This window comes from Pseudomonas corrugata (assembly GCF_050920615.1).
Taxonomy (GTDB): Bacteria; Pseudomonadota; Gammaproteobacteria; order Pseudomonadales; family Pseudomonadaceae; genus Aquipseudomonas; species Aquipseudomonas corrugata.
Map to the genome: position 1 here is coordinate 5,915,171 of NZ_CP130434.1, position 21,940 is coordinate 5,937,110.

The 21,940-nt window shown below is 62.0% G+C and carries 21 protein-coding genes; 14 read left to right on the forward strand and 7 right to left on the reverse strand.

The genetic code is table 11. The annotated features are described in order from the left end of the window. The first annotated feature begins 93 nt into the window (after nucleotides 1-93). Together QZH45_RS26475 and QZH45_RS26480 are read left to right on the forward strand one after the other, a co-directional pair. A complete protein-coding gene (locus tag QZH45_RS26475) occupies nucleotides 94-774 on the forward strand; it encodes a DNA-3-methyladenine glycosylase (RefSeq protein ID WP_024776637.1) in 681 nt (226 codons plus the stop codon). A gap of 279 nt (nucleotides 775-1,053) precedes the next feature. Further along, nucleotides 1,054-2,370 carry a bifunctional DedA family/phosphatase PAP2 family protein gene (locus QZH45_RS26480; protein WP_024780110.1) on the forward strand — a complete coding sequence of 439 codons (1,317 nt, stop codon included), beginning with the start codon at nucleotides 1,054-1,056 and terminating at the stop codon, nucleotides 2,368-2,370. Between the two features lie 139 nt (nucleotides 2,371-2,509). Here the strand turns inward: QZH45_RS26480 and QZH45_RS26485 are convergent, their stop codons facing one another. Genes QZH45_RS26485 through QZH45_RS26495 form a run of 3 tightly spaced genes read right to left on the reverse strand, consistent with a single transcriptional unit; the run spans nucleotide 2,510 to nucleotide 4,191 of the window. Continuing rightward, entirely contained in the window at nucleotides 2,510-3,100 is a 591-nt protein-coding gene (locus QZH45_RS26485; RefSeq protein ID WP_024780109.1) for an LON peptidase substrate-binding domain-containing protein, read from the reverse strand. A 9-nt stretch (nucleotides 3,101-3,109) separates the two neighbouring features. After that, a complete protein-coding gene (locus QZH45_RS26490) occupies nucleotides 3,110-3,826 on the reverse strand; it encodes an LrgB family protein (protein WP_024780108.1) in 717 nt (238 codons plus the stop codon). Beyond that, nucleotides 3,823-4,191 (reverse strand): CidA/LrgA family protein, encoded by a 369-nt coding sequence (locus QZH45_RS26495; protein WP_024780107.1) that lies wholly within the window; start codon nucleotides 4,189-4,191, stop codon nucleotides 3,823-3,825. The genes QZH45_RS26490 and QZH45_RS26495 overlap by 4 nt, the downstream gene beginning before the upstream one ends. A 222-nt stretch (nucleotides 4,192-4,413) precedes the next feature. Between QZH45_RS26495 and QZH45_RS26500 the strand changes: the two genes are divergently transcribed. The 3 genes from QZH45_RS26500 (at nucleotide 4,414) to QZH45_RS26510 (ending at nucleotide 7,359) form a co-directional block, all read left to right on the forward strand. Further along, on the forward strand, nucleotides 4,414-4,869 hold the full coding sequence (locus QZH45_RS26500) for a MaoC family dehydratase (protein ID WP_024780106.1): 456 nt from the start codon (nucleotides 4,414-4,416) through the stop codon (nucleotides 4,867-4,869). Nucleotides 4,870-4,971: 102 nt separating this feature from the next. Continuing rightward, nucleotides 4,972-6,690 (forward strand): C13 family peptidase, encoded by a 1,719-nt coding sequence (locus QZH45_RS26505; protein ID WP_024780105.1) that lies wholly within the window; start codon nucleotides 4,972-4,974, stop codon nucleotides 6,688-6,690. Between the two features lie 27 nt (nucleotides 6,691-6,717). After that, nucleotides 6,718-7,359: an oxidoreductase gene (locus QZH45_RS26510; RefSeq protein ID WP_055135952.1), complete on the forward strand. Its 642-nt coding sequence runs from the start codon at nucleotides 6,718-6,720 to the stop codon at nucleotides 7,357-7,359. A 165-nt stretch (nucleotides 7,360-7,524) separates the two neighbouring features. Here QZH45_RS26510 and QZH45_RS26515 read toward each other — a convergent pair whose 3' ends face one another. The 4 genes from QZH45_RS26515 to QZH45_RS26530 all read right to left on the reverse strand — a co-directional run bounded on the left by QZH45_RS26515 (nucleotide 7,525) and on the right by QZH45_RS26530 (nucleotide 11,887). Beyond that, the gene (locus tag QZH45_RS26515; protein ID WP_024780103.1) at nucleotides 7,525-7,809 is read right to left on the reverse strand and encodes a YceK/YidQ family lipoprotein; all 285 of its coding nucleotides are present in this window, start codon (nucleotides 7,807-7,809) and stop codon (nucleotides 7,525-7,527) included. After that, complete coding sequence (gene ubiX / locus QZH45_RS26520) at nucleotides 7,802-8,449, reverse strand: flavin prenyltransferase UbiX (RefSeq protein ID WP_024780102.1); 648 nt, start codon at nucleotides 8,447-8,449, stop codon at nucleotides 7,802-7,804. Before ubiX ends, QZH45_RS26515 begins: the two co-directional genes overlap by 8 nt. Continuing rightward, entirely contained in the window at nucleotides 8,446-9,795 is a 1,350-nt protein-coding gene (gene mpl / locus QZH45_RS26525) for a UDP-N-acetylmuramate:L-alanyl-gamma-D-glutamyl-meso-diaminopimelate ligase (protein ID WP_069018337.1), read from the reverse strand. The genes ubiX and mpl overlap by 4 nt, the downstream gene beginning before the upstream one ends. 184 nt (nucleotides 9,796-9,979) lie before the next feature. Next, nucleotides 9,980-11,887: a sigma-54-dependent Fis family transcriptional regulator gene (locus QZH45_RS26530; protein ID WP_053191365.1), complete on the reverse strand. Its 1,908-nt coding sequence runs from the start codon at nucleotides 11,885-11,887 to the stop codon at nucleotides 9,980-9,982. Between the two features lie 471 nt (nucleotides 11,888-12,358). On the opposite strand from QZH45_RS26530, the gene exaC reads away from it, so the two are divergent. From exaC to QZH45_RS26575, 9 genes are all read left to right on the forward strand, one after another. Continuing rightward, nucleotides 12,359-13,879: an acetaldehyde dehydrogenase ExaC gene (exaC, locus tag QZH45_RS26535; RefSeq protein WP_053191367.1), complete on the forward strand. Its 1,521-nt coding sequence runs from the start codon at nucleotides 12,359-12,361 to the stop codon at nucleotides 13,877-13,879. Nucleotides 13,880-14,113: 234 nt separating this feature from the next. Further along, the gene (eat, locus tag QZH45_RS26540; protein ID WP_055135662.1) at nucleotides 14,114-15,484 is read left to right on the forward strand and encodes an ethanolamine permease; all 1,371 of its coding nucleotides are present in this window, start codon (nucleotides 14,114-14,116) and stop codon (nucleotides 15,482-15,484) included. Nucleotides 15,485-15,724: 240 nt separating this feature from the next. Further along, a complete protein-coding gene (locus QZH45_RS26545) occupies nucleotides 15,725-17,119 on the forward strand; it encodes an ethanolamine ammonia-lyase subunit EutB (RefSeq protein WP_055135661.1) in 1,395 nt (464 codons plus the stop codon). 11 nt (nucleotides 17,120-17,130) lie between these two features. Next, complete coding sequence (gene eutC / locus QZH45_RS26550) at nucleotides 17,131-17,955, forward strand: ethanolamine ammonia-lyase subunit EutC (RefSeq protein WP_053191469.1); 825 nt, start codon at nucleotides 17,131-17,133, stop codon at nucleotides 17,953-17,955. Between the two features lie 107 nt (nucleotides 17,956-18,062). After that, on the forward strand, nucleotides 18,063-18,527 hold the full coding sequence (locus tag QZH45_RS26555; RefSeq protein ID WP_024780096.1) for a GNAT family N-acetyltransferase: 465 nt from the start codon (nucleotides 18,063-18,065) through the stop codon (nucleotides 18,525-18,527). A 296-nt stretch (nucleotides 18,528-18,823) separates the two neighbouring features. Continuing rightward, complete coding sequence (locus QZH45_RS26560) at nucleotides 18,824-19,471, forward strand: DedA family protein (RefSeq protein ID WP_024780095.1); 648 nt, start codon at nucleotides 18,824-18,826, stop codon at nucleotides 19,469-19,471. Between the two features lie 6 nt (nucleotides 19,472-19,477). Continuing rightward, the gene (locus QZH45_RS26565) at nucleotides 19,478-20,290 is read left to right on the forward strand and encodes a zinc-dependent peptidase (RefSeq protein WP_024780094.1); all 813 of its coding nucleotides are present in this window, start codon (nucleotides 19,478-19,480) and stop codon (nucleotides 20,288-20,290) included. 110 nt (nucleotides 20,291-20,400) lie between these two features. Then, nucleotides 20,401-20,928 carry an inorganic diphosphatase gene (ppa, locus tag QZH45_RS26570; RefSeq protein WP_024780093.1) on the forward strand — a complete coding sequence of 176 codons (528 nt, stop codon included), beginning with the start codon at nucleotides 20,401-20,403 and terminating at the stop codon, nucleotides 20,926-20,928. Nucleotides 20,929-21,123: 195 nt separating this feature from the next. Beyond that, a complete protein-coding gene (locus tag QZH45_RS26575; protein WP_024780092.1) occupies nucleotides 21,124-21,855 on the forward strand; it encodes a LexA family transcriptional regulator in 732 nt (243 codons plus the stop codon). The last annotated feature ends 85 nt before the right edge of the window (nucleotides 21,856-21,940 follow it).

Consider the following 21,940-nt stretch of genomic DNA (forward strand, 5'->3'; position numbering starts at 1 on the left):
GCGCAAAACTGTCAGGAATTTCACCTGTTCAGCGGTGATTAAGATTTCCATTGCTATGATCGCCCTTCCTTTGGCCTCAGTTCGTCTACCGCCATGACCGATTCGCCTCATACGCCAAACGCCCTGCCCCACGCCTTCTTCGACCGCGACGCCCAAGTGCTCGCCAGGGACCTGCTGGGCAAGGTCATTCGCCACAAGGTCGGTGACCTGTGGCTCAGCGCCCGAATCATCGAGACCGAAGCCTACTATTTCGCCGAAAAGGGCAGCCACGCCTCCCTGGGCTATACGGAAAAACGCAAGGCCCTGTTTCTCGACGGCGGCCACATCTATATGTACTACGCCCGGGGTGGCGACTCATTGAACTTCAGCGCCCAGGGGCCGGGCAATGCGGTACTGATCAAATCGGCGTACCCCTGGGTCGATGGCATCTCCGGCCCGGACAGCCTGGCGCGGATGCAACTGAACAACCCCGACGCCCAGGGCCGTCCACGCACACCGCAGAAGCTCTGCGCCGGCCAGACCTTGCTGTGCAAGGCCCTGGGGCTGAAGGTGCCGGAATGGGACGCCAAACGCTTCGATCCCCAGCGGCTGTTGGTGGAAGATATTCAGGTGCCGACGGTCAATGTGATCCAGACCACCCGCCTGGGCATCCCATTGGGACGCGACGAACACCTGCCCTACCGTTTCGTCGACGCCGCCTACGCGCCCTGGTGTACCCGCAACCCGTTGCGGCGTGGACAGGTCGAGGGGCGCGATTATTTTTTGCTGCCATGAGCGATGCAACACAATTTCCTGTGGGAGCCGAGCTTGCTCGCGATGGCGTCTGCACATTCAATGCTGATGTTGACTGACACACCGCTATCGCGAGCAAGCTCGGCTCCCACAGAGAACCTGCACGAACCAGTTTTTTTTGCTTCACAACAGATCCCCTGTGGGAGCGAGCCTGCTCGCGATGGCGTCCGTACATCCAATATTGATGTTGACTGACACACCGCTATCGCGAGCAGGCTCGCTCCCACAGTAAAACAATGCACATTCAATGGAGTTGTATTTATGGGCCCATGGCTCGATAGCATCACTGGCTGGCTGGCTGCCAACCCGCAATGGCTGGCGGTGGCGGTGTTCATCGTGGCGTGCGTGGAGTGCCTGGCGATTGCCGGGTTGATCGTCCCGGGCACCGTGCTGCTGTTTGCCGTGGCGGTGCTGGCAGGCAGTGGCGCGCTATCCCTGGGCGAGACGCTGTTGCTGGGTTTGCTTGGGGGCTTGCTCGGGGACGTGGTGTCTTATTTTCTCGGCCGGCACTTCCACCAGAACATCCGACGCCTGCCGGGATTGCGACACCACCCGGAGTGGATGAGTGCGGCGGAAAGCTATTTCCAACGCTACGGCATCGCCAGCCTGCTGGTAGGGCGTTTTATCGGCCCGCTGCGACCGATGCTGCCGATGGTGGCCGGAATGTGCGACATGCCCTTCCCCCGCTTTGCCGCCGTCAGCCTGCTGGCCGCGTCGGGCTGGAGCGTGGCGTATCTGCTGCCCGGCTGGGCCACCGGAGCGGCGATTCGCCTGCCACTGCCCGAAGGTTTCTGGCCACAGGCCGGCATCGTCATCGGCAGCATTGCGGTAATGATCGGGTTGAGTGTCAACAGCAGCCTACGGCGTCATCGACACGCCACGGCGCTGATTGCCGGCCTGGGCCTGGTGATCCTGCTTGGCCTGTTCATCGGCTTCCGCTACCTGACGGCCTTCGACCAAGGGTTGATGACCCTGGTCCAGGAACATCGCAGCCCGATGCTGGACGAAATCGCCGTGACCTTCACGCTGATCGGCGAATTCCGCTTCATGCTGATCTTCAGCGCCTTGCTGACCGGATTGCTGTTGCTGGCCCGCCAATGGCGACAAGCAATCTTCGCCGGCGCCACCATGCTGTTCACCGCCCTGGCCAATACCGGCAGCAAGCACTTCTTTGCCCGCGTGCGCCCGGAGATCCTGACCGATCCGCTGACCAGCTATAGCATGCCCAGTGGCCATGCCTCCGGTTCGTTCGCGCTGTTCCTGACGCTCGCAGTCCTGGCCGGTCGCGGACAACCGCCACGCCTGCGCCTGACCTGGCTGCTGCTGGGCTGCCTGCCGGCGCTGGCGATTGCCTTGTCACGGGTGTATCTGGGCGCCCATTGGCCCAGCGACATCCTGGCCGGCGCCATGCTCGCCGCCTGCGTCTGCGCCGCCGTCCTCTGGCTGAGCCAGCGCCAGACCCCGTTGCCCGCCATGCCGCCGAAAATCTGGTGGCTGATCCTGCCGGCGCTGGTGGCGGCATTCAGCTTCTTCGCGCTGCGGCACCTGCCCCATGGGATGCTGCGGTATGCCTACTGAAACACTGGACCGGTAGGCACAGACGAACCCTGTGGGAGCGAGCCTGCTCGCGATGGCGGTGCCTCAGCCAGCACCTGCTTCGCTGACTCGCCGCCATCGCGAGCAGGCTCACTCCCACAATGATTTGCGGTGAACAGCCTCAGGCGAAGAGCTCGCCCTGCAACTCATCGAGCAGCGCCTGAATCGCATCCAGGCGCTGTTGCGGATCATCCAGTTGCAGCAAGTCGATCTTGTCCAGTTCATTGAACGGCAACAGGTAAGCCAGTTGATTGGCGAGCGACTGCTGGCCGGTCGCTTCGGTGCCCATGTTCAGGGCCTCGACCATCGGATGCTCGGCCAGGGCCTGGAGCAGCGCCACCAGGTCGGCGTCCTCGTCCTGCAGCGGTTGCTCCGGCTCATCCTCCAGCCACTCGACGTCGGCCACGGTGAGCTGGTCGGGCTGGACACTGCTGTCATGCACGATAAAACGGCGTCCGCCCTGCACACGAATTCCCAGCAGGCCATTGTCCTGCTGGGAAAAGTCGGTGATCAGCGCCTCACAGCCGACCCGTGCATAACCTAGCGGCGCAATCCCGACTTCCTGCCCGTCCAGGATGCACACCACTCCGAACCCTTCGCCCTTTTTCATGCAGCGCCCGATCATGTCGAGGTAACGTGCCTCGAATATCTGCAGATCGAGGATGCAGCCGGGGAACAGCACGGTGTTCAACGGAAAAAGCGGCAAATTCATAACTATTTCCTAGACCGTCATCGACACCACCAGCGGCAGCAGCACCGCCGTGGCCACACCCATCAGACTCATCGCCAGCGCCGCAAAGGCGCCGGACTCTTCGCTTTCCTGCAACGCCACCGAAGTCCCCACCGCATGAGCCGTCAGACCCAGGGCCATGCCCCGGGCTTCAGGGCTGTGAACGCCCAGCCGGTTCAGGATGCTCGGGCCCAGGATCGCCCCGAGCACACCGGTGATCAAGACGAACACCGCCGCCATGGCCGCCACGCCGCCAATCTGCTCGGCCACCAACATGGCGATCGGCGAGGTCACTGACTTGGGCGCCATGGTCATCAGGATCATGTGCTCGGCGCCGAACGCCCAGCCGAGCAACACTGCGGAACCCGTGGCGAACACCCCGCCTATCACCAGCGTAGTAAAGATCGGCCAGAACAATTGCCGGATCCGTCGCAGGTTCAGGTACAGCGGCACCGCCAGCGCGACCGTGGCCGGCCCCAGCAGGATGCTGAGGATTTCAGTACTCTTGCGGTATTCGGCGTAGGTAATGCCGCAACTGACCAGCACACCGATCAACAGCACCATCGACATCAATACCGGTTGCAGGAATACCCAGCGGGTCTTCTCGAATGCCGCCAGTACCAGTTGATAGGCCCCCAGGGTAATGCCGATGCCGAACAGCGGATGATGGATCACCGACGCCCAGGCGCCCTGCCAGTCGAGGATCATGGGTTGTCCTCCTCCACGGCAGCGACGTGACGCCGACCCAGGCGCTGCATCAGCACCCCGGTGAACGCCATGGACAGGACCAGCGACAACACCAGCGCGCCGACGATGGCCCAGAAATCGGCGGCGATGGCCCGGGCGTAGACCATCACTCCCACCGCAGGCGGCACCAGCAGCAGCGGCAGATAACGCAGCAGGCTGCTGGCGGCCAGGCTCAATGGCTCGGCGACTTCGCCACGAACGATCAAATAGCCGAGCAACAGCAGCAGGCCGATGATCGGCCCCGGCAGCACCGGCAAGAACAAATGATTGATGGCGGTGCCCAGCAATTGGAACAGCACCAGCCAGGTCAGGCCCCGTAGCAACATCCGTCCTCTCCCCTGCAACCTCTACCCAATGAAAGCGCCCGCATTATAAGCATGCCCAGGCTATGGACCGGCATTCGTAAAAAGCATGGTCAGTGACCTGCCCTGTGCGTCATGTTGATCTACAGTGGTTCCCCGGGGGCGCTAGTGGCCTGTACACGAATCAGCCACACAGGCCACCGGCCCCATATCAAAGATAGAACCGTTGAACCAAGGAGAGTCTCAATGCCCTATGTTCCCGTTGCAGCGCTCAAAGATTATGTCGGCAAGGAACTCGGACGTTCCGACTGGCTGACCATCGACCAGGAGCGCATCAACCTGTTCGCCGAAGCCACAGGCGACTTTCAGTTCATCCACGTCGATCCGGTCAAGGCCGCACAGACGCCGTTCGGCAGCACCATTGCCCACGGCTTTCTGTCGCTGTCGCTGATGCCCAAGCTGATGGAAGACATCCTGATCCTGCCCGAAGGCGTGAAAATGGTCGTCAACTACGGACTGGACAGCGTGCGCTTCATCCAACCGGTTAAAGTCGATTCCAAGGTCCGGCTCAAAGTCGACCTGGTGGACGCCACCGAGAAAAAACCCGGCCAATGGCTGCTCAAGGCCACCGCCACGCTGGAAATCGAAGGTTCGGACAAACCCGCCTACATCGCCGAACCGCTGTCGCTCTGCTTCGTGTAGCTTCTCGCGCATGCGAAACCGCCCAGGCAGTTTCGCACCGCTTCTCTAGTTCTATCGCGCATAGCTGCGGCATACTCGTCGCCTGATTATCTGGATCCCGTTATGCGCTTACTTTTCCCCCTGGCTTTGACCCTCTTGCTGGCCGCCTGCGGCGATGGCGAATCACTGTTGCCGCCTGACGCACGCCTGCCCGATGGCGGACGCTATCGCGGCGATCTGGTGAACGGACTGCTGCAGGGCCAGGGACGCGTCGACTATCCCAATGGCAGTTGGTATGCAGGACAGTTCGACAAAGGCCAATGGCATGGCACCGGGGAATGGCACGGCAGCAATGGCGAGGTCTATCGCGGCCAGTTCCAGCAGGGCCTGTTCCACGGCCAGGGCAGCCTCGACACCCCCACCAGCAGCTACACCGGCGGCTTCAAGCTCGGGCGGCGGGACGGCGAAGGTACGCTCAAGGAAAACGGCGTCACCTACCGTGGCGAATTCAAGGCCGACCGCTATTCAGGCCTCGGTCGCCTGGAACTCGCCGACGGCAGCCAGTACCAGGGCCCATTCGCCAACGGCAAGCCCAACGGCGATGGCCAGCGCTTCGATGCCGCCGGCAACCAGTTCACCGGGCATTTCGTCGATGGTCAGCTCCAGGGCAAAGGCACGTTCAACAGCGCCGACGGCGATGTTTATATCGGCAGCTTCAAGAACAACCAGCTCAACGGCCGCGGCCGCTACGAAAATGCCGACGGCGATGTCTGGATCGGCCAGTTCAAGGACGGCGCGCTCACCGGCAAGGGTGAGCTGATCGGCGCCGATGGCAGCCATTACCTCGGTCGGTTCAATGAGTGGCGCTTTACCGGCCAGGGCCGCCTGAACCTTCCCGATGGCAGTTTTTACATCGGTGAGTTCGAAAACGACGGTTACCACGGGCGCGGCACCCTGGTGCTGACCGATGGCACGGTGCAAAGCGGCACTTGGGCCAACGGCCAGCGGGTGCGCGATGCCGATGGCAAGCTGCTGCCGGACGTACTCGAACTCGGCCTGCTGGCGCAGGGCCGCCTGCTGGATGACGCCCTGGCCCAGATCCCTGCTTCAACACCGGCGGTGGAGCTGTACAGCCTGACCCTGGGCGGCGACGGCAAGCAAAGCGTGTTCCTGCGCGAATCCGACTATGTCGCCAACATGCTCGCCAGCCGTTTCGGCGCGCAGGGCCAGATCCGCCTGGTCAATCATCGCGATCACCTGGGCGACCGCCCCATGGCAACCCGCGAAAGCCTGCGCCGCGCCGCCAGTACCCTGGCCGAACGCAGCGGTCCGGAAGACCTGATTTTCATCTACCTGACCAGCCATGGCACCAGCGAACATGAACTGGTACTCGACCAGCCACGCATGGAACTGGCCGACCTGCCCGCCGACGAACTGGCCGTGGTGCTGGCACCGCTGAAGAACCGCGACAAGATCGTGGTGATCTCGGCCTGCTACTCCGGCGGTTTCATCCCGGCGCTCAAGGACGAACGCACCCTGGTCATGACCGCTTCACGGGCCGACCGGGTGTCCTTCGGTTGCTCCGAGGAAGCCAACTTCACCTATTTCGGCGATGCGTTGTTCGCCCAGGCGCTGAACCAGACCGACGACCTGGAACAGGCCTTCAAGCTGGCCAAGGCCACTGTGGCCGAACGGGAGCAGGCCGATAATTTCGAGGCGTCCGAGCCGCAGATCTGGGCCCCCAGGACCGTCCTCTCCCACTGGCAACTGCTGCGCAAATTGCAGGCACGAAAAGCATTGCAAAGTGCTGCACTGAACGACGAGGCCAAAAAGAGCAACTAAGCTGAACCGTATCAAGGGGGAAACACTATGTACTTGACGCCTCAGCATGTTTTGCTCGCCGGCGCTACCGGATTGACCGGGGAACACCTGCTGGATCGGCTGCTCAACGAGCCGACCATCAGCCGGGTCCTGGCGCCCTCCCGCCGGCCGTTGGCCGAGCATCCACGCCTGGAAAACCCGGTGGGCGAACCGGCTGACGTATTGCCACGCCTCAGCGGCCAGGTCGACATCGCCTTCTGCTGCCTCGGCACCACCATCAAGAAGGCCGGCTCGGAGCAAGCCTTCCGCGCGGTGGACCTGGACCTGGTCGTGGCCTTCGCCAAACGCGCCCGGGAGCTGGGCGCACGACACCTGATCGTGATCAGCGCCCTGGGGGCTGATGCGCAGTCATCAGTCTTCTACAACCGGGTCAAGGGCGAAATGGAAGCCGCGCTCAAGGCCCAGGACTGGCCGCAGCTGACCATCTGCCGTCCTTCCCTGCTGTTGGGCGATCGCGTCGAGCCACGGCTGGCCGAACAACTGGCCGGCCCCTTGTCGAAGCTGATTCCCGGCAAATACCACGGCATCGAAGCCTGCCAACTGGCCCGCGCCATGTGGCGCCTGGCGCTGGAAGAGCAGGATGGGGTGCGGGTGGTGGAGTCGGACGAGTTGCGTAAGTTGGGTAAGTGACTCTTAAGGCTGCTGAAACAGGATTTTCAGCAAGCAAACTGTGGGAGCAAGGCTTGCCCGCGATGAAGTTGACGCGGTTCTTGCCTTGGAACCGAGGCGACCGCATCGCGAGCGAGCTTTGCTCCCACCGAAAGTGCCCTCGCCATAAAGGCCAGGACTCGGTGGTTACAACCCACCCGTCGCCTGGAACCCCACCCCAATCGCCGTAAACAACGACAACGGCAATAACAAGGTGTCGAGCAACGCACTGCCCGGCAGATCGACGCCAGGATAGCTCGGGGCTTCGGCGCCAAAGCGATCCTTGGCGCAGCAGCCGCCGTTGAGGGCGTAAAGATCCAGGCGAGTGCCCGCATACACCACCGGCGCGCCAGGCTTGGCGGCATCGAGGGTGCGGACGGTGGCGCAGCCGGTCAGTTGCAGCGCCAGCAGTACGATCAGCAGCTTATTCATCGCTGCTCAAATGGTGCTCACCCCAGCGCGGCAACATGTCCTGGGGGATATTCAACAGGTTGAGAATCCGCGCGACCACGAAATCGATCAGGTCGTCGATGGTCTGCGGCTGGTGATAGAAGCCCGGCGAGGCCGGCAGGATAGTCACGCCCATGTTCGACAGCTTGAGCATGTGCTCCAGGTGAATGCTCGAATACGGAGCCTCCCGCGGCACGAGGATCAACTGACGACGCTCCTTGAGCGTCACATCCGCGGCCCGTTCGATCAGGTTGTTACAGGCCCCGGTGGCAATCGCCGACAGCGTCCCGGTGGAACACGGCACCACCACCATGGCCGCCGGCGAGCCGGAGCCCGACGCCACCGGCGACATCCAGTCTTCCTTGCCATACACCCGGATCTGCCCCGCCGCCGCACCGGTGTACTCGGTGAGGAAGGCCTGCATCATCTGGGTCCTGGCCGGCAGGGTCACGTCGGTTTCCGTGGCCATCACCAACTGCGCGGCCTTGGAAATGAGGAAATGCACCTCGCGGTCTTCGCGCACCAGACAATCGAGCAGACGCAAGCCGTACTGGGCGCCGGACGCACCGGTCATCGCCAGCGTGATGCGCTCCGGACCGTTGCTCTCGAAGCGAGTGTTCATTGCAGCGCCTCAGCCAGTTTGCCGTGCAGGCCGCCGAAGCCGCCGTTGCTCATGATCACCACGTGGGTGCCGGGCTGGGCCTGGCTCTTCACGCGCTCGATGATGCCTTCCAGGGAATCGCTGACAATCGACGGCACCGTGCACAGTGCGGCCGTGGCCCCCAGGTCCCAACCGAGGTTGGCCGGCGCATACCAGATCACCTGATCGGCATCGACCACACTTTCCGGCAGGCCATCGCGGTGGGCGCCGAGCTTCATCGAGTTGGAGCGCGGCTCGATGATCGCGATCAGCGGCGCATCGCCAATACGCTTGCGCAAACCGTCGAGAGTGGTGGCAATGGCGGTCGGGTGGTGGGCGAAATCGTCATAGATGGTGATGCCCCGCACTTCAGCGACCTTCTCCATGCGGCGCTTGACGCTCTTGAACGCACTCAACGCGGCAATGCCCATCGACGGAACCACGCCCACATGACGGGCAGCCGCCAAGGTGGCCAGGGCATTGGCAACGTTGTGCTGGCCGGTCAGTTCCCACTCCACGACGCCTTGGGACTGGCCTTCGAACATCACCTCGAACTGCGAACCATCTTCCTTCAGCAACTTGACTTGCCACTGTCCGCCCGCGCCGGTGGTCTGCACCGGGGTCCAGCAGCCCATTTCGATGACCCGCTGCAAGGCCGGCTCGGTGGTCGGGTGAATCACCAGGCCTTCGCTTGGAATGGTGCGCACCAGATGGTGGAATTGCCGCTCGATGGCCGCCAGATCAGGGAAAATGTCTGCGTGATCGAATTCCAGGTTATTCAGGATCGCCGTGCGCGGGCGGTAGTGGACGAACTTCGAACGCTTGTCGAAAAACGCGCTGTCATATTCATCGGCTTCGATCACGAAGAACGGCGTACCGCCCAAGCGCGCCGACACCGAGAAATTCTGCGGCACGCCGCCGATCAGGAAGCCGGGGCTCATGCCCGCGTGCTCCAACACCCAGGCGAGCATGCTGCTGGTAGTGGTCTTGCCATGGGTACCCGCCACGGCCAGGACCCATCGGCCCTGCAACACGTGATCGGCCAGCCACTGCGGCCCGGACACATACGGCAGGCCTTTGTTGAGCACGTACTCCACCGCCGGATTGCCACGGGACATGGCGTTGCCGATGACCACCAGGTCCGGCGCCGGATCCAGTTGCGCCGGGTCATAACCCTGGGTCAGCTCGATGCCCTGAGCTTCCAGTTGAGTGCTCATCGGCGGGTAGACGTTGGCGTCGGAACCGGTCACATGATGGCCCAGCTCCTTGGCCAGGACCGCCATCGAACCCATGAAAGTGCCGCAAATACCGAGAATATGGATGTGCATAGTCGACCTCGTAAAACATGGCCGCAGGTTAGCCTAGGGAGGGGGAAATCGCACCTTGTCTTTCGACTTGTGGGAGCAAGGCTTGCCCGCGATGAACGATGACGCGGACTTTCATGGAATCGTGTCAAGGCTATCGCGGGCAAGCCTTGCTCCCACAGGGCTTCGGTGCCTGGAGGAGCTGTGATCAGCGAGCGATCGCGTGTTTGCGCAGTTTCCGGTAGAGGGTATTGCGGCTGATGCCCAGTTGCTCGGCCGTGTTGGTCATGTGCCAGCGCGTCTGTTCCAGCGCATTGAGCAACGCCAGACGTTCCGCATCCTCCAGCGGATGTTCGGACGCGGGTGTTTCCTCCAACGCCGGCCGTGTCTGGCGAATCATCGCCGGCAGGTCTTCCAGCCCGATCCTGCCACCGTCGCATAACGCGGCAAGGGTGCGCAGGACATTGCGCATCTGCCGCACATTGCCCGGCCAGTCGAACGCCAACAGCGCCCGGCGCGCCGGTTCGTCGATGGACACTGCCTCGGTGCCACTTTCCTCGGCCAGCAAGAAGTCCAGCAACTGCGACTTGTCGCTGCGCTCGCGCAACGCCGGCAGAGGGATTTCCAGGCCGTTGAGCCGGTAGTACAGATCTTCGCGGAAGCTGCCGTCCTGCACTCGCTCAAGCAATTGCCGGTGGGTGGCGCTGATGATGCGCACATTCACCGTCTCGGGTTCGCCACCGATGGGCACCACCTGACGATCTTCCAGCACCCGCAGCAAGCGGGTCTGCAAGGCCAAGGGCATGTCGCCGATTTCATCCAGGAACAGGGTGCCGCCGTCGGCCTGCTGCAGCTTGCCGCGCATGCCTTCCTTGCGGGCACCGGTAAAGCTGCCGCCGCGATAGCCGAACAGCTCGCTCTCGATCAGGCTTTCGGGGATGGCCGCGCAATTGAGGGCAACGAAGTTCTTCCCTGCACGCTGACTGGCGTGATGCACGGCCTTGGCGAAGGCTTCCTTGCCGCAACCGGTTTCCCCGTTGATCAGCAGCGGGACATCACGCTCGAACACCCGCAACGCCTTGCGAAAATGCTCCTGCAGTTGCGCATCCCCCAGGCAGATGCCCGACAGTCGCGCAGGCTCCATGGCTTTGGGCGCCGGGACGAGCGGAACCGGGATGCTACGAGGCTGCCCCCGCAGCACCGCGAACAAATGCCGACCGTCACGGGTGCGCAGCGGCCAGCTGGCGCTGGCATGGACGCTGGTCCGGCCCAGCAATTCATCCAGTGAACAATCGAAAAACGCTTCTACCGGCTGGCCCAGCAAGCCACCGCGAATATGCCCCAGCAGGTTGAGCGCACTCTGGTTGACGGCGCAGATCCGCCCTTCGCCGTCGAACGCCAGCAAGCCTTCGCTGAACAACCCCACGGACTCGGCCTGCAAATGAAAGCGCAGCAGCCAGTGATGGTCGAAGCAGCGCAGGAAATAGCAGCTCTCGATCATCTTCGCCGAGAGATTGACCAGCGCCATGGTGTGGAACTGGCTCTGGCGCGACACGTCCGGCCGGGCCGAGGACACGTCGAGCACCGCCAGCAGTTCGCCATGTGGGTCGAACACCGGGCTGGCCGAGCAGGTCAGGCCGGTGTGGCGACCACGAAAATGTTCTTCCTGATGGATGGTCAGTGCCTGGCGCTCCACCAGGCAGGTGCCGATGCCATTGGTGCCTTCGCAGGCTTCGCTCCAGTCGGCACCGAGCCAGAGCCCGGCCCGTTCGAAAATCTTGCGCTCGCTGGGAGCGGTGACACAGTTGAGGATCACGCCCCGGGCGTCGGTGAGCAGCACCGCGTGGCCGGCGCCGGACAATTGCTGGTGCAGGCTGGTCATTTCGGAACCGGCAATGTGCAGCACTTGCTGCAGACGCTCGCGGCTTTCCAGCACCCGACCATGTTCGAGCACCGTCGGCGCCAGGTTCTGGGCCGGGTCGAGGTGATAGTCCTCAAGGCAGCGCAGCCAGGAGCGGGCAATCGACGGATCGCTGCCGGGTCCTTGCAGATGGGCCTTGCCCTGGGTCACCGTCAGGACCTGCTGGGCATGGCGACTCAAATGGTTGCTGTGCATTTCTTATTATTCTCCCCGAAGGTTGCGGCCTTGCTGGAGTCACTGCTGAACACCTAGCCCCAGGTAAAGGGTTGTTTCTGTGGGAGCAAGGCTTGCCCGCGATTGCCTTGGCGCGGATCACAGGTAGACCGCGTCATCGTTCATCGCGGGCAAGCCTTGCTCCCACAGGATGCCCGACGTCTCCATCGATATTTGGGCAACTCACAGATCGCCCCAGCATCCTCCAGGCACAAGCGCTTTGCAATGCTGGCGTGACCCGTCGGTCAACGGCTGTCTCACAATTGGCACAAAGTGTCACACACCCTGTATCGCAATCGTCACGCGTAGCCTCCATTGGTCCGATGAAACCCTCCGAAAGTCTTGATTTTCGGGCTCTGCACGGCAATGGCCCAACCTTTGCTCTAGGCTTAATTACCGGCGCTCTATTTGCGCGGCCTCCCGTATAAGCACAAAAGCCAAGGAGAACTCATCATGCGTTACGCTCACCCCGGTACTGAAGGCGCTATCGTTTCGTTCAAGAGCAAATACGGTAACTACATCGGCGGCGAGTTCGTCGCGCCTGTCAAAGGTCAGTACTTCACCAATACTTCCCCGGTCAATGGCCAGCCCATTGCCGAATTCCCACGCTCCACGGCCGAAGACATCGAAAAAGCCCTGGACGCCGCCCACGCGGCCGCTGATGCCTGGGGCGCCACCTCGGTTCAGGCCCGTTCGCTGATCCTGCTGAAAATCGCCGACCGCATCGAACAGAACCTCGAAACCCTGGCGATCACCGAATCCTGGGACAACGGCAAGGCCGTGCGCGAAACCCTCAACGCCGACATCCCCCTGGCCGCCGACCACTTCCGTTACTTCGCCGGCTGCCTGCGGGCCCAGGAAGGCAGCGCCGCCGAGATCGATGGCAACACCGTGGCCTATCACATCCACGAGCCGCTGGGCGTGGTCGGGCAGATCATCCCGTGGAACTTCCCGCTGCTGATGGCCGCCTGGAAACTCGCCCCGGCCCTGGCCGCCGGCAACTGCGTGGTGCTCAAGCCCGCCGAGCAAACCCCACTGGGCATCTGCGTACTCATGGAACTGATCGGTGACCTGCTGCCGCCCGGCGTGCTGAACGTGGTGCAAGGCTTCGGCAAGGAAGCCGGCGAAGCCCTGGCGACCAGCAAGCGCATCGCCAAGATCGCTTTCACAGGTTCGACCCCAGTCGGCTCGCACATCATGAAATGCGCCGCCGAAAACATCATCCCGTCTACCGTGGAACTGGGCGGCAAATCGCCGAACATTTTCTTCGAAGACATCATGCAGGCCGAGCCGAGCTTCATCGAGAAGGCTGCCGAAGGCCTGGTGCTGGCGTTCTTCAACCAGGGTGAAGTCTGCACCTGCCCGTCCCGCGCCCTGGTGCAGGAATCGATCTACGACGAATTCATGCAAGTGGTGATGAAAAAAATCGAGCAGATCAAACGCGGCGACCCGCTGGACACCGACACCATGGTCGGCGCCCAGGCGTCCGAGCAACAGTTCGACAAGATCCTCTCGTACCTGGAAATCGCCAAGGGCGAAGGCGCCCAGTTGCTGACCGGCGGCCAGGTGGAAAAACTCGAAGGCAACCTCGCCAGCGGGTACTACATCCAGCCGACCCTGCTCAAGGGCACCAACAAAATGCGGGTGTTCCAGGAAGAAATCTTCGGCCCGGTGGTGAGCATTACCACCTTCAAGGATGAAGCCGAAGCCCTGGCGATCGCCAACGACACCGAGTTCGGCCTCGGCGCCGGCCTGTGGACCCGCGACATCAACCGCGCCTACCGCATGGGCCGGGCGATCAAGGCCGGTCGCGTCTGGACCAACTGCTACCACCTCTACCCGGCGCACGCCGCGTTCGGTGGCTACAAGAAATCCGGCGTGGGTCGTGAAACCCACAAAATGATGCTCGATCACTACCAGCAGACCAAGAACCTGCTGGTCAGCTACGACATCAATCCGTTGGGCTTCTTCTAAGCCTTGGGGGCGATGCAGGTCATCCTGCGTCGCCCTTTGGATAGCTATCGCGAGCAGGCTCGCTCCCACAGGGACTGTGGAGCAACACCTATCCCCTGTGGGAGCGAGCCTGCTCGCGATAGCGTCATCACCGACACACTCAGAATCAATGCCCTGTCGCTGGCATGAGCTTTGCGTATCCGCTCCAAACCCCCAACCGAAAGTCCAACAGATCAAAAAGAACAGCGAGGACTTATGACAACTACCACCCAACTCAAACCCACACTCGGCACACTCCATTTATGGGGCATTGCCGTCGGCCTGGTGATCTCCGGCGAATACTTCGGCTGGAGTTACGGCTGGGGCACCGCGGGGACCCTCGGGTTTCTGGTCACCGCGCTGATGGTGGCGCTGATGTACACCTGTTTCATCTTCAGCTTTACCGAACTGACCACCGCGATACCCCACGCGGGCGGGCCGTTCGCCTACAGCCGGCGGGCCTTTGGCGAGAAAGGCGGCCTGATTGCCGGGATCGCCACGCTGATCGAATTCGTCTTTGCGCCACCGGCCATCGCCATGGCCATCGGTGCTTACCTCAACGTGCAGTTTCCGGATCTGGACCCCAAGATCGCGGCGGTCGGCGCCTACATCGTGTTCATGACCCTCAACATTCTCGGCGTCAGCATCGCCGCGGCGTTCGAGCTGGTCGTCACCGTACTGGCGGTGGCCGAACTGCTGGTGTTCATAGGCGTGGTCGCACCGGGCTTCAGCTTCAGTAACTTCGTGCTCAACGGCTGGTCTGGTGCAAACGAGTTCAGCCTCGCTTCAATTCCGGGCATTTTTGCGGCGATCCCCTTCGCGATCTGGTTCTTCCTCGCCATCGAAGGCGCGGCCATGGCCGCCGAAGAAGCCAAGGACCCGAAACGCACGATCCCCCGCGCCTACGTCAGCGGCATCCTGACCCTGGTGTTCCTGGCCATCGGCGTAATGATCATGGCCGGCGGCGTGGGCGACTGGCGCCAGCTGTCGAACATCAACGACCCGCTGCCCCAGGCCATGAAAGCCGTGGTCGGCAACAACTCCACCTGGATGCACATGCTGGTGTGGATCGGCCTGTTCGGCCTGGTGGCGAGCTTCCACGGGATCATCCTCGGCTACTCGCGGCAGTTCTTCGCCCTGGCCCGGGCCGGCTACCTGCCACGGAGCCTGGCGAAACTGTCGCGCTTCCAGACCCCGCACCGGGCGATCCTGGCCGGCGGCGTCATCGGCATCGCGGCGATCTACAGCGATGGCCTGGTGAACCTGCAAGGCATGAGCCTGACGGCGGCGATGATCACCATGTCGGTGTTCGGCGCCATCGTGATGTACATCATCAGCATGCTCAGCCTGTTCCGCTTGCGTAAGGTCGAACCGAACCTGGAGCGCACCTTCCGCGCCCCGGGCTACCCCATCGTGCCGGGTATCGCACTGTTCCTGGCCGTGGTGTGCCTGGTGGCGATGGCCTGGTTCAATACCCTGATCGGGCTGGTATTCCTCGCCTTCATGGTCGTCGGCTACCTGTACTTCCAACTGACCGCCAAGCAACGCTCCGATGCGCCGGCGGACGCTATGCTCACAGGTATCTGACAGTGCACCGGCGCCGGGCCAAACGGCCGGCGCCAGCCTTATGGAAGTGCACGCAGAGCCTGCTGGGGGGACTGTGTTCCTTGCCTGAACACAGATCCCCTTGTGTGCGAGCCTGCTCGCGATAGCGGTGTATCAGTCGACTAATGTTTTACTGACCCTCCGCTATCGCGAGCAGGCTCGCTCCCACATGGGTTTCTGCGGTGTACTTGAGTTATCAAGAGAACCAGGAGGACACCGCCCATGGCCGCATTCGCCCATTCCGTCGGCGCCCAGACCTATCGTTTCGACAGCCTCAAAGAGCTGATGGCCAAAGCCAGCCCGGCGCGTTCCGGGGATTTCCTTGCCGGTGTCGCGGCGCTCAACGACGGCGAGCGCGTGGCCGCGCAAATGGCCCTGGCTGACTTGCCCCTCAGCCATTTCCTGCAAGAAATGCTGATTCCCTACGAAGCCGACGAAGTCACCCGGCTGATCGTCGACACCCACGACAAACACGTCTTCGCCGTGGTCAGCCACCTCACGGTCGGCGGCTTTCGCGACTGGCTGCTCAGTGACGCCGCCGACGAACACAGCTTGCGGGCACTGGCCCCTGGCCTGACGCCGGAAATGGTCGCGGCCGTGTCCAAGATCATGCGGGTCCAGGACCTGGTGCTGGTGGCGCAGAAAATCCGCGTGGTGACAAAATTCCGCGGCACCCTCGGCCTGCGCGGGCGTCTGTCCACGCGCCTGCAACCGAACCACCCCACCGACGAACCGGCCGGGATCGCCGCGAGCATCCTCGACGGCCTGCTCTACGGCAACGGCGACGCCATGATCGGCATCAACCCGGCCACCGACAGCACGGCCTCGATCTGCGCCATGCTGGAAATGCTCGACGCCATCATCCAACGCTACGACATCCCGACCCAGGGCTGCGTGCTGACCCACGTCACCACCTCCATCGAAGCGGCCAACCGTGGCGTGCCCCTGGACCTGGTGTTCCAATCCATCGCCGGCACCGAAGCGGCCAATGCCAGTTTCGGCATCAACCTCAACGTGCTGAAAGAAGGCTACGACGCCGGGCTCAGCCTCAATCGCGGCACCCTGGGCAACAACCTGATGTATTTCGAAACCGGTCAGGGCAGCGCACTGTCGGCCAACGCCCACCACGGCGTGGATCAACAGACCTGTGAAACCCGGGCCTACGCCGTGGCACGACACTTCAACCCGTTCCTGGTCAACACCGTTGTAGGCTTCATCGGCCCGGAATACCTGTACAACGGCAAACAAATCATCCGCGCCGGCCTCGAGGACCACTTCTGCGGCAAGCTGCTGGGCGTGCCGATGGGTTGCGACATCTGCTATACCAACCACGCCGAAGCCGACCAGGACGACATGGACACCCTACTGACCTTGCTGGGCGTGGCCGGGATCAACTTCATCATGGGCATCCCCGGCTCCGACGACATCATGCTCAACTACCAGACCACCTCGTTCCACGATGCCCTCTACGCCCGCCAGACCCTGGGCCTGAAGCCGGCGCCGGAGTTCGAGCAATGGCTGGCAAACATGGGCATCTTCACCCAGGCCGACGGCCGGGTGCGGTTCGGCGACAACCTGCCTCCGGCGTTTCGTCACGCCCTGGCTCACTTGGGATGAGTGACCTGCCGATGGACAAAAAACCTGTCGATTCGCAAAACCCCTGGCTGGAACTGCGTCGCCTGACCCCGGCGCGCATCGCCCTGGGCCGCACCGGCACCAGCCTGCCCACACAGGCGCAACTGGACTTCCAATACGCCCACGCCCAGGCGCGGGATGCGGTGCACCTGGCGTTCGACCACCAGGGCATTCGCGCACAACTGGCCGAGCGCGGCCGCGAGAGTCTGCTGCTGCACAGTGCCGCCAGCGACCGCAACAGTTATCTGCAACGCCCGGACCTGGGCCGACGCCTGGATGAAGCCTCGGCGCAAGCGCTGGACGATTATGCGGCGGCCCATCCCGGCGGTGTGGACCTCGCCATCGTGGTGGCCGATGGCCTGTCGGCGCTGGCGGTGCATCGCCATACCTTGCCGTTCCTGGCCCGCCTGGAAGAACAGATCGCCGCCGATGGGTGGTCGGTTTCGCCAGTCATCCTGGTGGAACAGGGCCGGGTCGCGGTGGCCGATGAAGTGGCTGAACGCCTTGGGGCAAAAATGTCGGTGATCCTGATCGGCGAACGTCCCGGCCTCAGCTCGCCCGACAGCCTGGGCCTGTATTTCACCTACAACCCCAAGGTCGGCCTGACCGACGCCTATCGCAACTGCATCTCCAATGTCCGGCTCGAAGGCCTGAGCTACGGCATGGCGGCCCATCGCCTGGTCTACCTGATGCGCGAGGCCTGTCGCCGACAGCTTTCGGGGGTCAATCTGAAGGACGAAGCCCAGGTGCACACTCTAGAGTCGGAAAACGGTGCCGATATGAAAGGTAACTTCCTACTGATGCCGCCCCAAAGCTGAACCGTGCATCCAATTGCGTTTTTGATCCAATTTCAGGCAGCATCAAAAGCACGGCAGCGCGCCGTTGTTGTCAGACTTTGTGTCGATCTTTGTAAACGGGACCTGCCATGCGGATTATTCAAGCGACCCTGGAACACCTGGACCTGCTGACCCCATTGTTCGTCAAATACCGGGAGTTCTATGGCTCGCTGCCATACCCGGACTCGTCCCGGGCCTTTCTCGAAAAGCGCCTGCGCCGCAAGGAATCGGTGATCTACCTGGCCTTGCCCGATGACGACGACAGCAAACTGCTGGGCTTCTGCCAGCTCTACCCAAGCTTTTCGTCGCTGTCCCTCAAGCGCGTGTGGATCCTCAACGACATCTACGTCGCCGAAGACGCCCGTCGCCAACTGGTGGCCGACCACCTGATCCGCACCGCGAAAAAAATGGCCAAGGAAACCAACGCCGTCCGCATGCGCGTCTCCACCAGCAGCAACAATGAAGTGGCGCAGAAGACCTACGAGTCCATCGGTTTCAAGGAAGACACCGAGTTCAAGAACTACGTGTTGCCAATCAGCGAAGATCTCACCTGAATGCCACTGATCGTTCCCACGCTCCGCGTGGGAACGCCGCCAGGGACGCTCCGCGTTCCGCTTCAGCAAAGGTGACGCAGAGCGTCACAGGATGCATTCCCACGCGGAGCGTGGGAACGATCAATCGACATTGCACAATCCGAAATCCCCCGCAACAAACTCAACACGCCCATCACATTACAGCCCGTATAATCCCGATCTTCCCGGCTTGTAAGGAAAAGCTACAAACCCGGTAGCCCTATTCAAAGCCAGACCCACAAGCCCGCCCAACCCGGCCGTCATCACAGGTGTATTGCATGGATTTCAATCCCCTCGACCTCATTCTGCATCTCGATGTGTACCTCGACATGCTGGTGACCAACTACGGCACGTGGGTCTACGCCATCCTGTTCCTGGTGATCTTCTGTGAAACCGGCCTGGTGGTAACGCCATTCCTGCCCGGTGACTCGCTGCTATTCATCGCCGGCGCCGTAGCCGCAGGCGGCAGCATGGACCCGGTGCTGCTGGGCGGCCTGCTGATGCTGGCGGCGATCCTCGGTGACAGCACCAACTACCTCATCGGCCGCACGGCGGGCGAGAAGCTGTTCAGCAACCCTAATTCAAAAATCTTCCGCCGCGACTACCTGCAGCAAACCCACGACTTCTACGACAAACACGGTGGCAAGACCGTGACCCTGGCGCGCTTCCTGCCGATCATCCGCACCTTCGCGCCCTTCGTCGCCGGCGTGGGGAAAATGCCCTATGCGCGCTTCTTCGGCTTCAGCGTGCTCGGCACCGTCCTGTGGGTCGGCGGCTTGGTCACCCTCGGCTACTTCTTCGGCAACGTACCCTTCATCAAGCAGAACCTGTCGCTGCTGGTGGTGGGCATCATTTTGGTATCGCTGTTGCCAATGATCATCAGCCTGGCCCGCAGCAAACTGGCCCAGCGTGCTTCGAAAGCCTGATCGCCCATGTGGTCCCTGAGCAACTGGTGCCGCCAACGCACCCTCGCCAAGCATCCCGTGGCCGAGGACACCTGGCAGCGCGTGCGTCATCACCTGAGCTTCCTCGACGGCATCAGCGCCGCCGAGGACCAGTGGCTGCGTGAAGCCTGCGTGCTGTTCCTGCGGGACAAACACCTGACCGCCCTGCCCGGCGTCGAATTGCATCAGGAACAACGCCTGCTGCTCGCCGCCCAGGCCCAATTGCCGCTGATGCACCTGGGCGAGCTGAACTGGTACCAGGGCTTCCACGAAATCGTCCTCTACCCCGACGACTTCCTCAGCCCCCAGCGCCATCGCGACGCCAGCGGCATCGAACACGAATGGGACGGCGAACACAGCGGCGAAGCCTGGCCCCAAGGCCCGATCATCCTGGCCTGGGACGGCGTGCTCGCCAGCGGTGGCTGGGACGGCTACAACCTGGTGATCCACGAACTGGCGCACAAACTCGACATGCTCAACGGCGACGCCAACGGCCTGCCACCGCTGCACGCCGACATGCGGGTCAGCGACTGGGCCGAAGCCATGCAACAGGCCTTCGACGACCTCAACCGCCAACTGGACCATAACCCGGACGCCGAAACCCTCATCGACCCCTACGCCGCAGAAAACCCGGCGGAATTCTTTGCCGTCACCAGCGAATACTTCTTCAGCGCCCCGGACCTGCTGCACCAGGCCTACCCGCGGGTCTATGAACAGCTAAAGGCTTTCTATCGCCAGGATCCTTTGGCACGGCTGCGGCAACTTCAAGCTGAAGATCCGGTCTATCAGCCGTCATACTAAGGTCTCTAAGACCCTGGTAACGTGGCATCGATGGCTGAATATGCCTATAATCGCCGCCACTTTTGGTCAATCCGACCAGCCTTTTGGTCAACTAACGGGGGCACCGCCCAATGAGTTACAGCAAGATTCCGGCTGGCAAAGACCTGCCGAACGACATCTACGTTGCGATCGAAATTCCGGCCAACCACGCCCCGATCAAATACGAAATCGACAAGGACAGCGATTGCCTGTTCGTTGACCGCTTCATGGCCACCCCAATGTTCTACCCGGCCAACTACGGTTACATCCCCAACACCCTGGCCGACGATGGTGACCCCCTCGACGTGCTGGTCGTGACCCCTTACCCGGTTGCCCCTGGCTCGGTCATCCGCGCCCGTCCAGTCGGCATCCTGAACATGACCGACGACGGCGGCGGCGATGCCAAAGTCATCGCAGTGCCACACGATAAACTGTCGCAACTGTACGTCGACGTGAAGGAGTACACCGACCTGCCAGCGCTGCTGATCCAGCAGATCGAGCACTTCTTCGAGAACTACAAAGACCTCGAAAAAGGCAAGTGGGTCAAGATCGAAGGCTGGGCCGGTGCTGACGCCGCCCGCGAAGCGATCACCAAGTCGGTTGCCGCCTACAAAGGCTGAAACTGATTTAAAGAACAACCCCGGTTTGCACCGGGGTTTTTTTATGTCTTAATAGCGCTTAATACAAAATCGTATTAACAGCGTTTAACTGCGTTTATCCCGCCGCTTTCAAATCCTGCAAACGGAAAGATCGTCTTATAAATTTGAACGACTTGTTTATTGCTCAAAACACAGTCGCTCCTAAACTTTCCGTTTATGAAAAAGACCTCCAGTGGCGACCGCTTCAGAGCCCTTCTCAAAGAAGCACAAATCCGATCCGCCGACTTCGCGAAGTTATACGGCGTTAAATCGCAGCACGTGAACAACTGGTTCAACCGCGGCATCCCGCCGGGTCGTATCCACAGTATCGCCGGCCTGCTGACCGTCAGCCCGCAATGGCTCGCCCACGGCGAAGGTCCACAAACCCCGTTGGGCCTCGGCCCCGGCACCACCTATGACGCCGCCGAAGTCCAGGGCGTCTACAGCGTGGCGGAAACCCAGGACATCGAACTGCCCTTCTACACAGAAGCCCCCATCGCGACGGGCAGCAGCAAAACCCACATCACCGAAATCCCCGACCAATCCATCCGCCTGCCCCGCAGCCACCTCGAATCCCTGGAAATAAACCCCAACGACGCCATCTGCACCACCATGGTCGGCGACAGCATGGCCGAACGCATCGAAGACGGCTCCATCCTCGCCATCGACCGCGGCCTCACCCAGGTCATCGACGGCCAGATCTACGCCCTCGAACACGACGGCATGCTACGCATCAAATACCTCCACCGAATCCCCGGCAACCGCCTGCGCCTGCGCAGCCACAACAGCGCTGCCTACCCGGACGAAGTCTTCAGCGCCGAACAGATCGAAGCGCAAAACATCAAGGTACTGGGCTGGGTGTTCTGGTGGTCCACCCTCAACAAGCAACGCCCGCAAGTGTTTGATTGACCCTGCGGACAAAAGGACAGTAGCCAACGCTCCCCGCCTGAGGGAGATTGCTTGTACCAAGGAGATCCTCTGTGGCGAGGGGATT

Excerpts from the sequence above, each read along its gene's own strand:
- QZH45_RS26545 (WP_055135661.1), top strand. The coding sequence starts at position 15,725 with ATGGCCGCATTCGCCCATTCCGTCGGCGCCCAGACCTATCGTTTCGAC.
- QZH45_RS26475 (WP_024776637.1), top strand. The coding sequence starts at position 94 with ATGACCGATTCGCCTCATACGCCAAACGCCCTGCCCCACGCCTTCTTC.
- mpl (WP_069018337.1), bottom strand. The coding sequence starts at position 9,795 with ATGCACATCCATATTCTCGGTATTTGCGGCACTTTCATGGGTTCGATG.
- ppa (WP_024780093.1), top strand. The coding sequence starts at position 20,401 with ATGAGTTACAGCAAGATTCCGGCTGGCAAAGACCTGCCGAACGACATC.
- QZH45_RS26555 (WP_024780096.1), top strand. The coding sequence starts at position 18,063 with ATGCGGATTATTCAAGCGACCCTGGAACACCTGGACCTGCTGACCCCA.
- QZH45_RS26480 (WP_024780110.1), top strand. The coding sequence starts at position 1,054 with ATGGGCCCATGGCTCGATAGCATCACTGGCTGGCTGGCTGCCAACCCG.
- QZH45_RS26500 (WP_024780106.1), top strand. The coding sequence starts at position 4,414 with ATGCCCTATGTTCCCGTTGCAGCGCTCAAAGATTATGTCGGCAAGGAA.
- QZH45_RS26485 (WP_024780109.1), bottom strand. The coding sequence starts at position 3,100 with ATGAATTTGCCGCTTTTTCCGTTGAACACCGTGCTGTTCCCCGGCTGC.
- QZH45_RS26515 (WP_024780103.1), bottom strand. The coding sequence starts at position 7,809 with ATGAATAAGCTGCTGATCGTACTGCTGGCGCTGCAACTGACCGGCTGC.
- QZH45_RS26575 (WP_024780092.1), top strand. The coding sequence starts at position 21,124 with ATGAAAAAGACCTCCAGTGGCGACCGCTTCAGAGCCCTTCTCAAAGAA.
- QZH45_RS26495 (WP_024780107.1), bottom strand. The coding sequence starts at position 4,191 with ATGTTGCTACGGGGCCTGACCTGGCTGGTGCTGTTCCAATTGCTGGGC.
- exaC (WP_053191367.1), top strand. The coding sequence starts at position 12,359 with ATGCGTTACGCTCACCCCGGTACTGAAGGCGCTATCGTTTCGTTCAAG.
- QZH45_RS26490 (WP_024780108.1), bottom strand. The coding sequence starts at position 3,826 with ATGATCCTCGACTGGCAGGGCGCCTGGGCGTCGGTGATCCATCATCCG.
- eat (WP_055135662.1), top strand. The coding sequence starts at position 14,114 with ATGACAACTACCACCCAACTCAAACCCACACTCGGCACACTCCATTTA.
- ubiX (WP_024780102.1), bottom strand. The coding sequence starts at position 8,449 with ATGAACACTCGCTTCGAGAGCAACGGTCCGGAGCGCATCACGCTGGCG.
- QZH45_RS26560 (WP_024780095.1), top strand. The coding sequence starts at position 18,824 with ATGGATTTCAATCCCCTCGACCTCATTCTGCATCTCGATGTGTACCTC.
- QZH45_RS26505 (WP_024780105.1), top strand. The coding sequence starts at position 4,972 with ATGCGCTTACTTTTCCCCCTGGCTTTGACCCTCTTGCTGGCCGCCTGC.
- QZH45_RS26510 (WP_055135952.1), top strand. The coding sequence starts at position 6,718 with ATGTACTTGACGCCTCAGCATGTTTTGCTCGCCGGCGCTACCGGATTG.
- QZH45_RS26565 (WP_024780094.1), top strand. The coding sequence starts at position 19,478 with ATGTGGTCCCTGAGCAACTGGTGCCGCCAACGCACCCTCGCCAAGCAT.
- eutC (WP_053191469.1), top strand. The coding sequence starts at position 17,131 with ATGGACAAAAAACCTGTCGATTCGCAAAACCCCTGGCTGGAACTGCGT.
- QZH45_RS26530 (WP_053191365.1), bottom strand. The coding sequence starts at position 11,887 with ATGCACAGCAACCATTTGAGTCGCCATGCCCAGCAGGTCCTGACGGTG.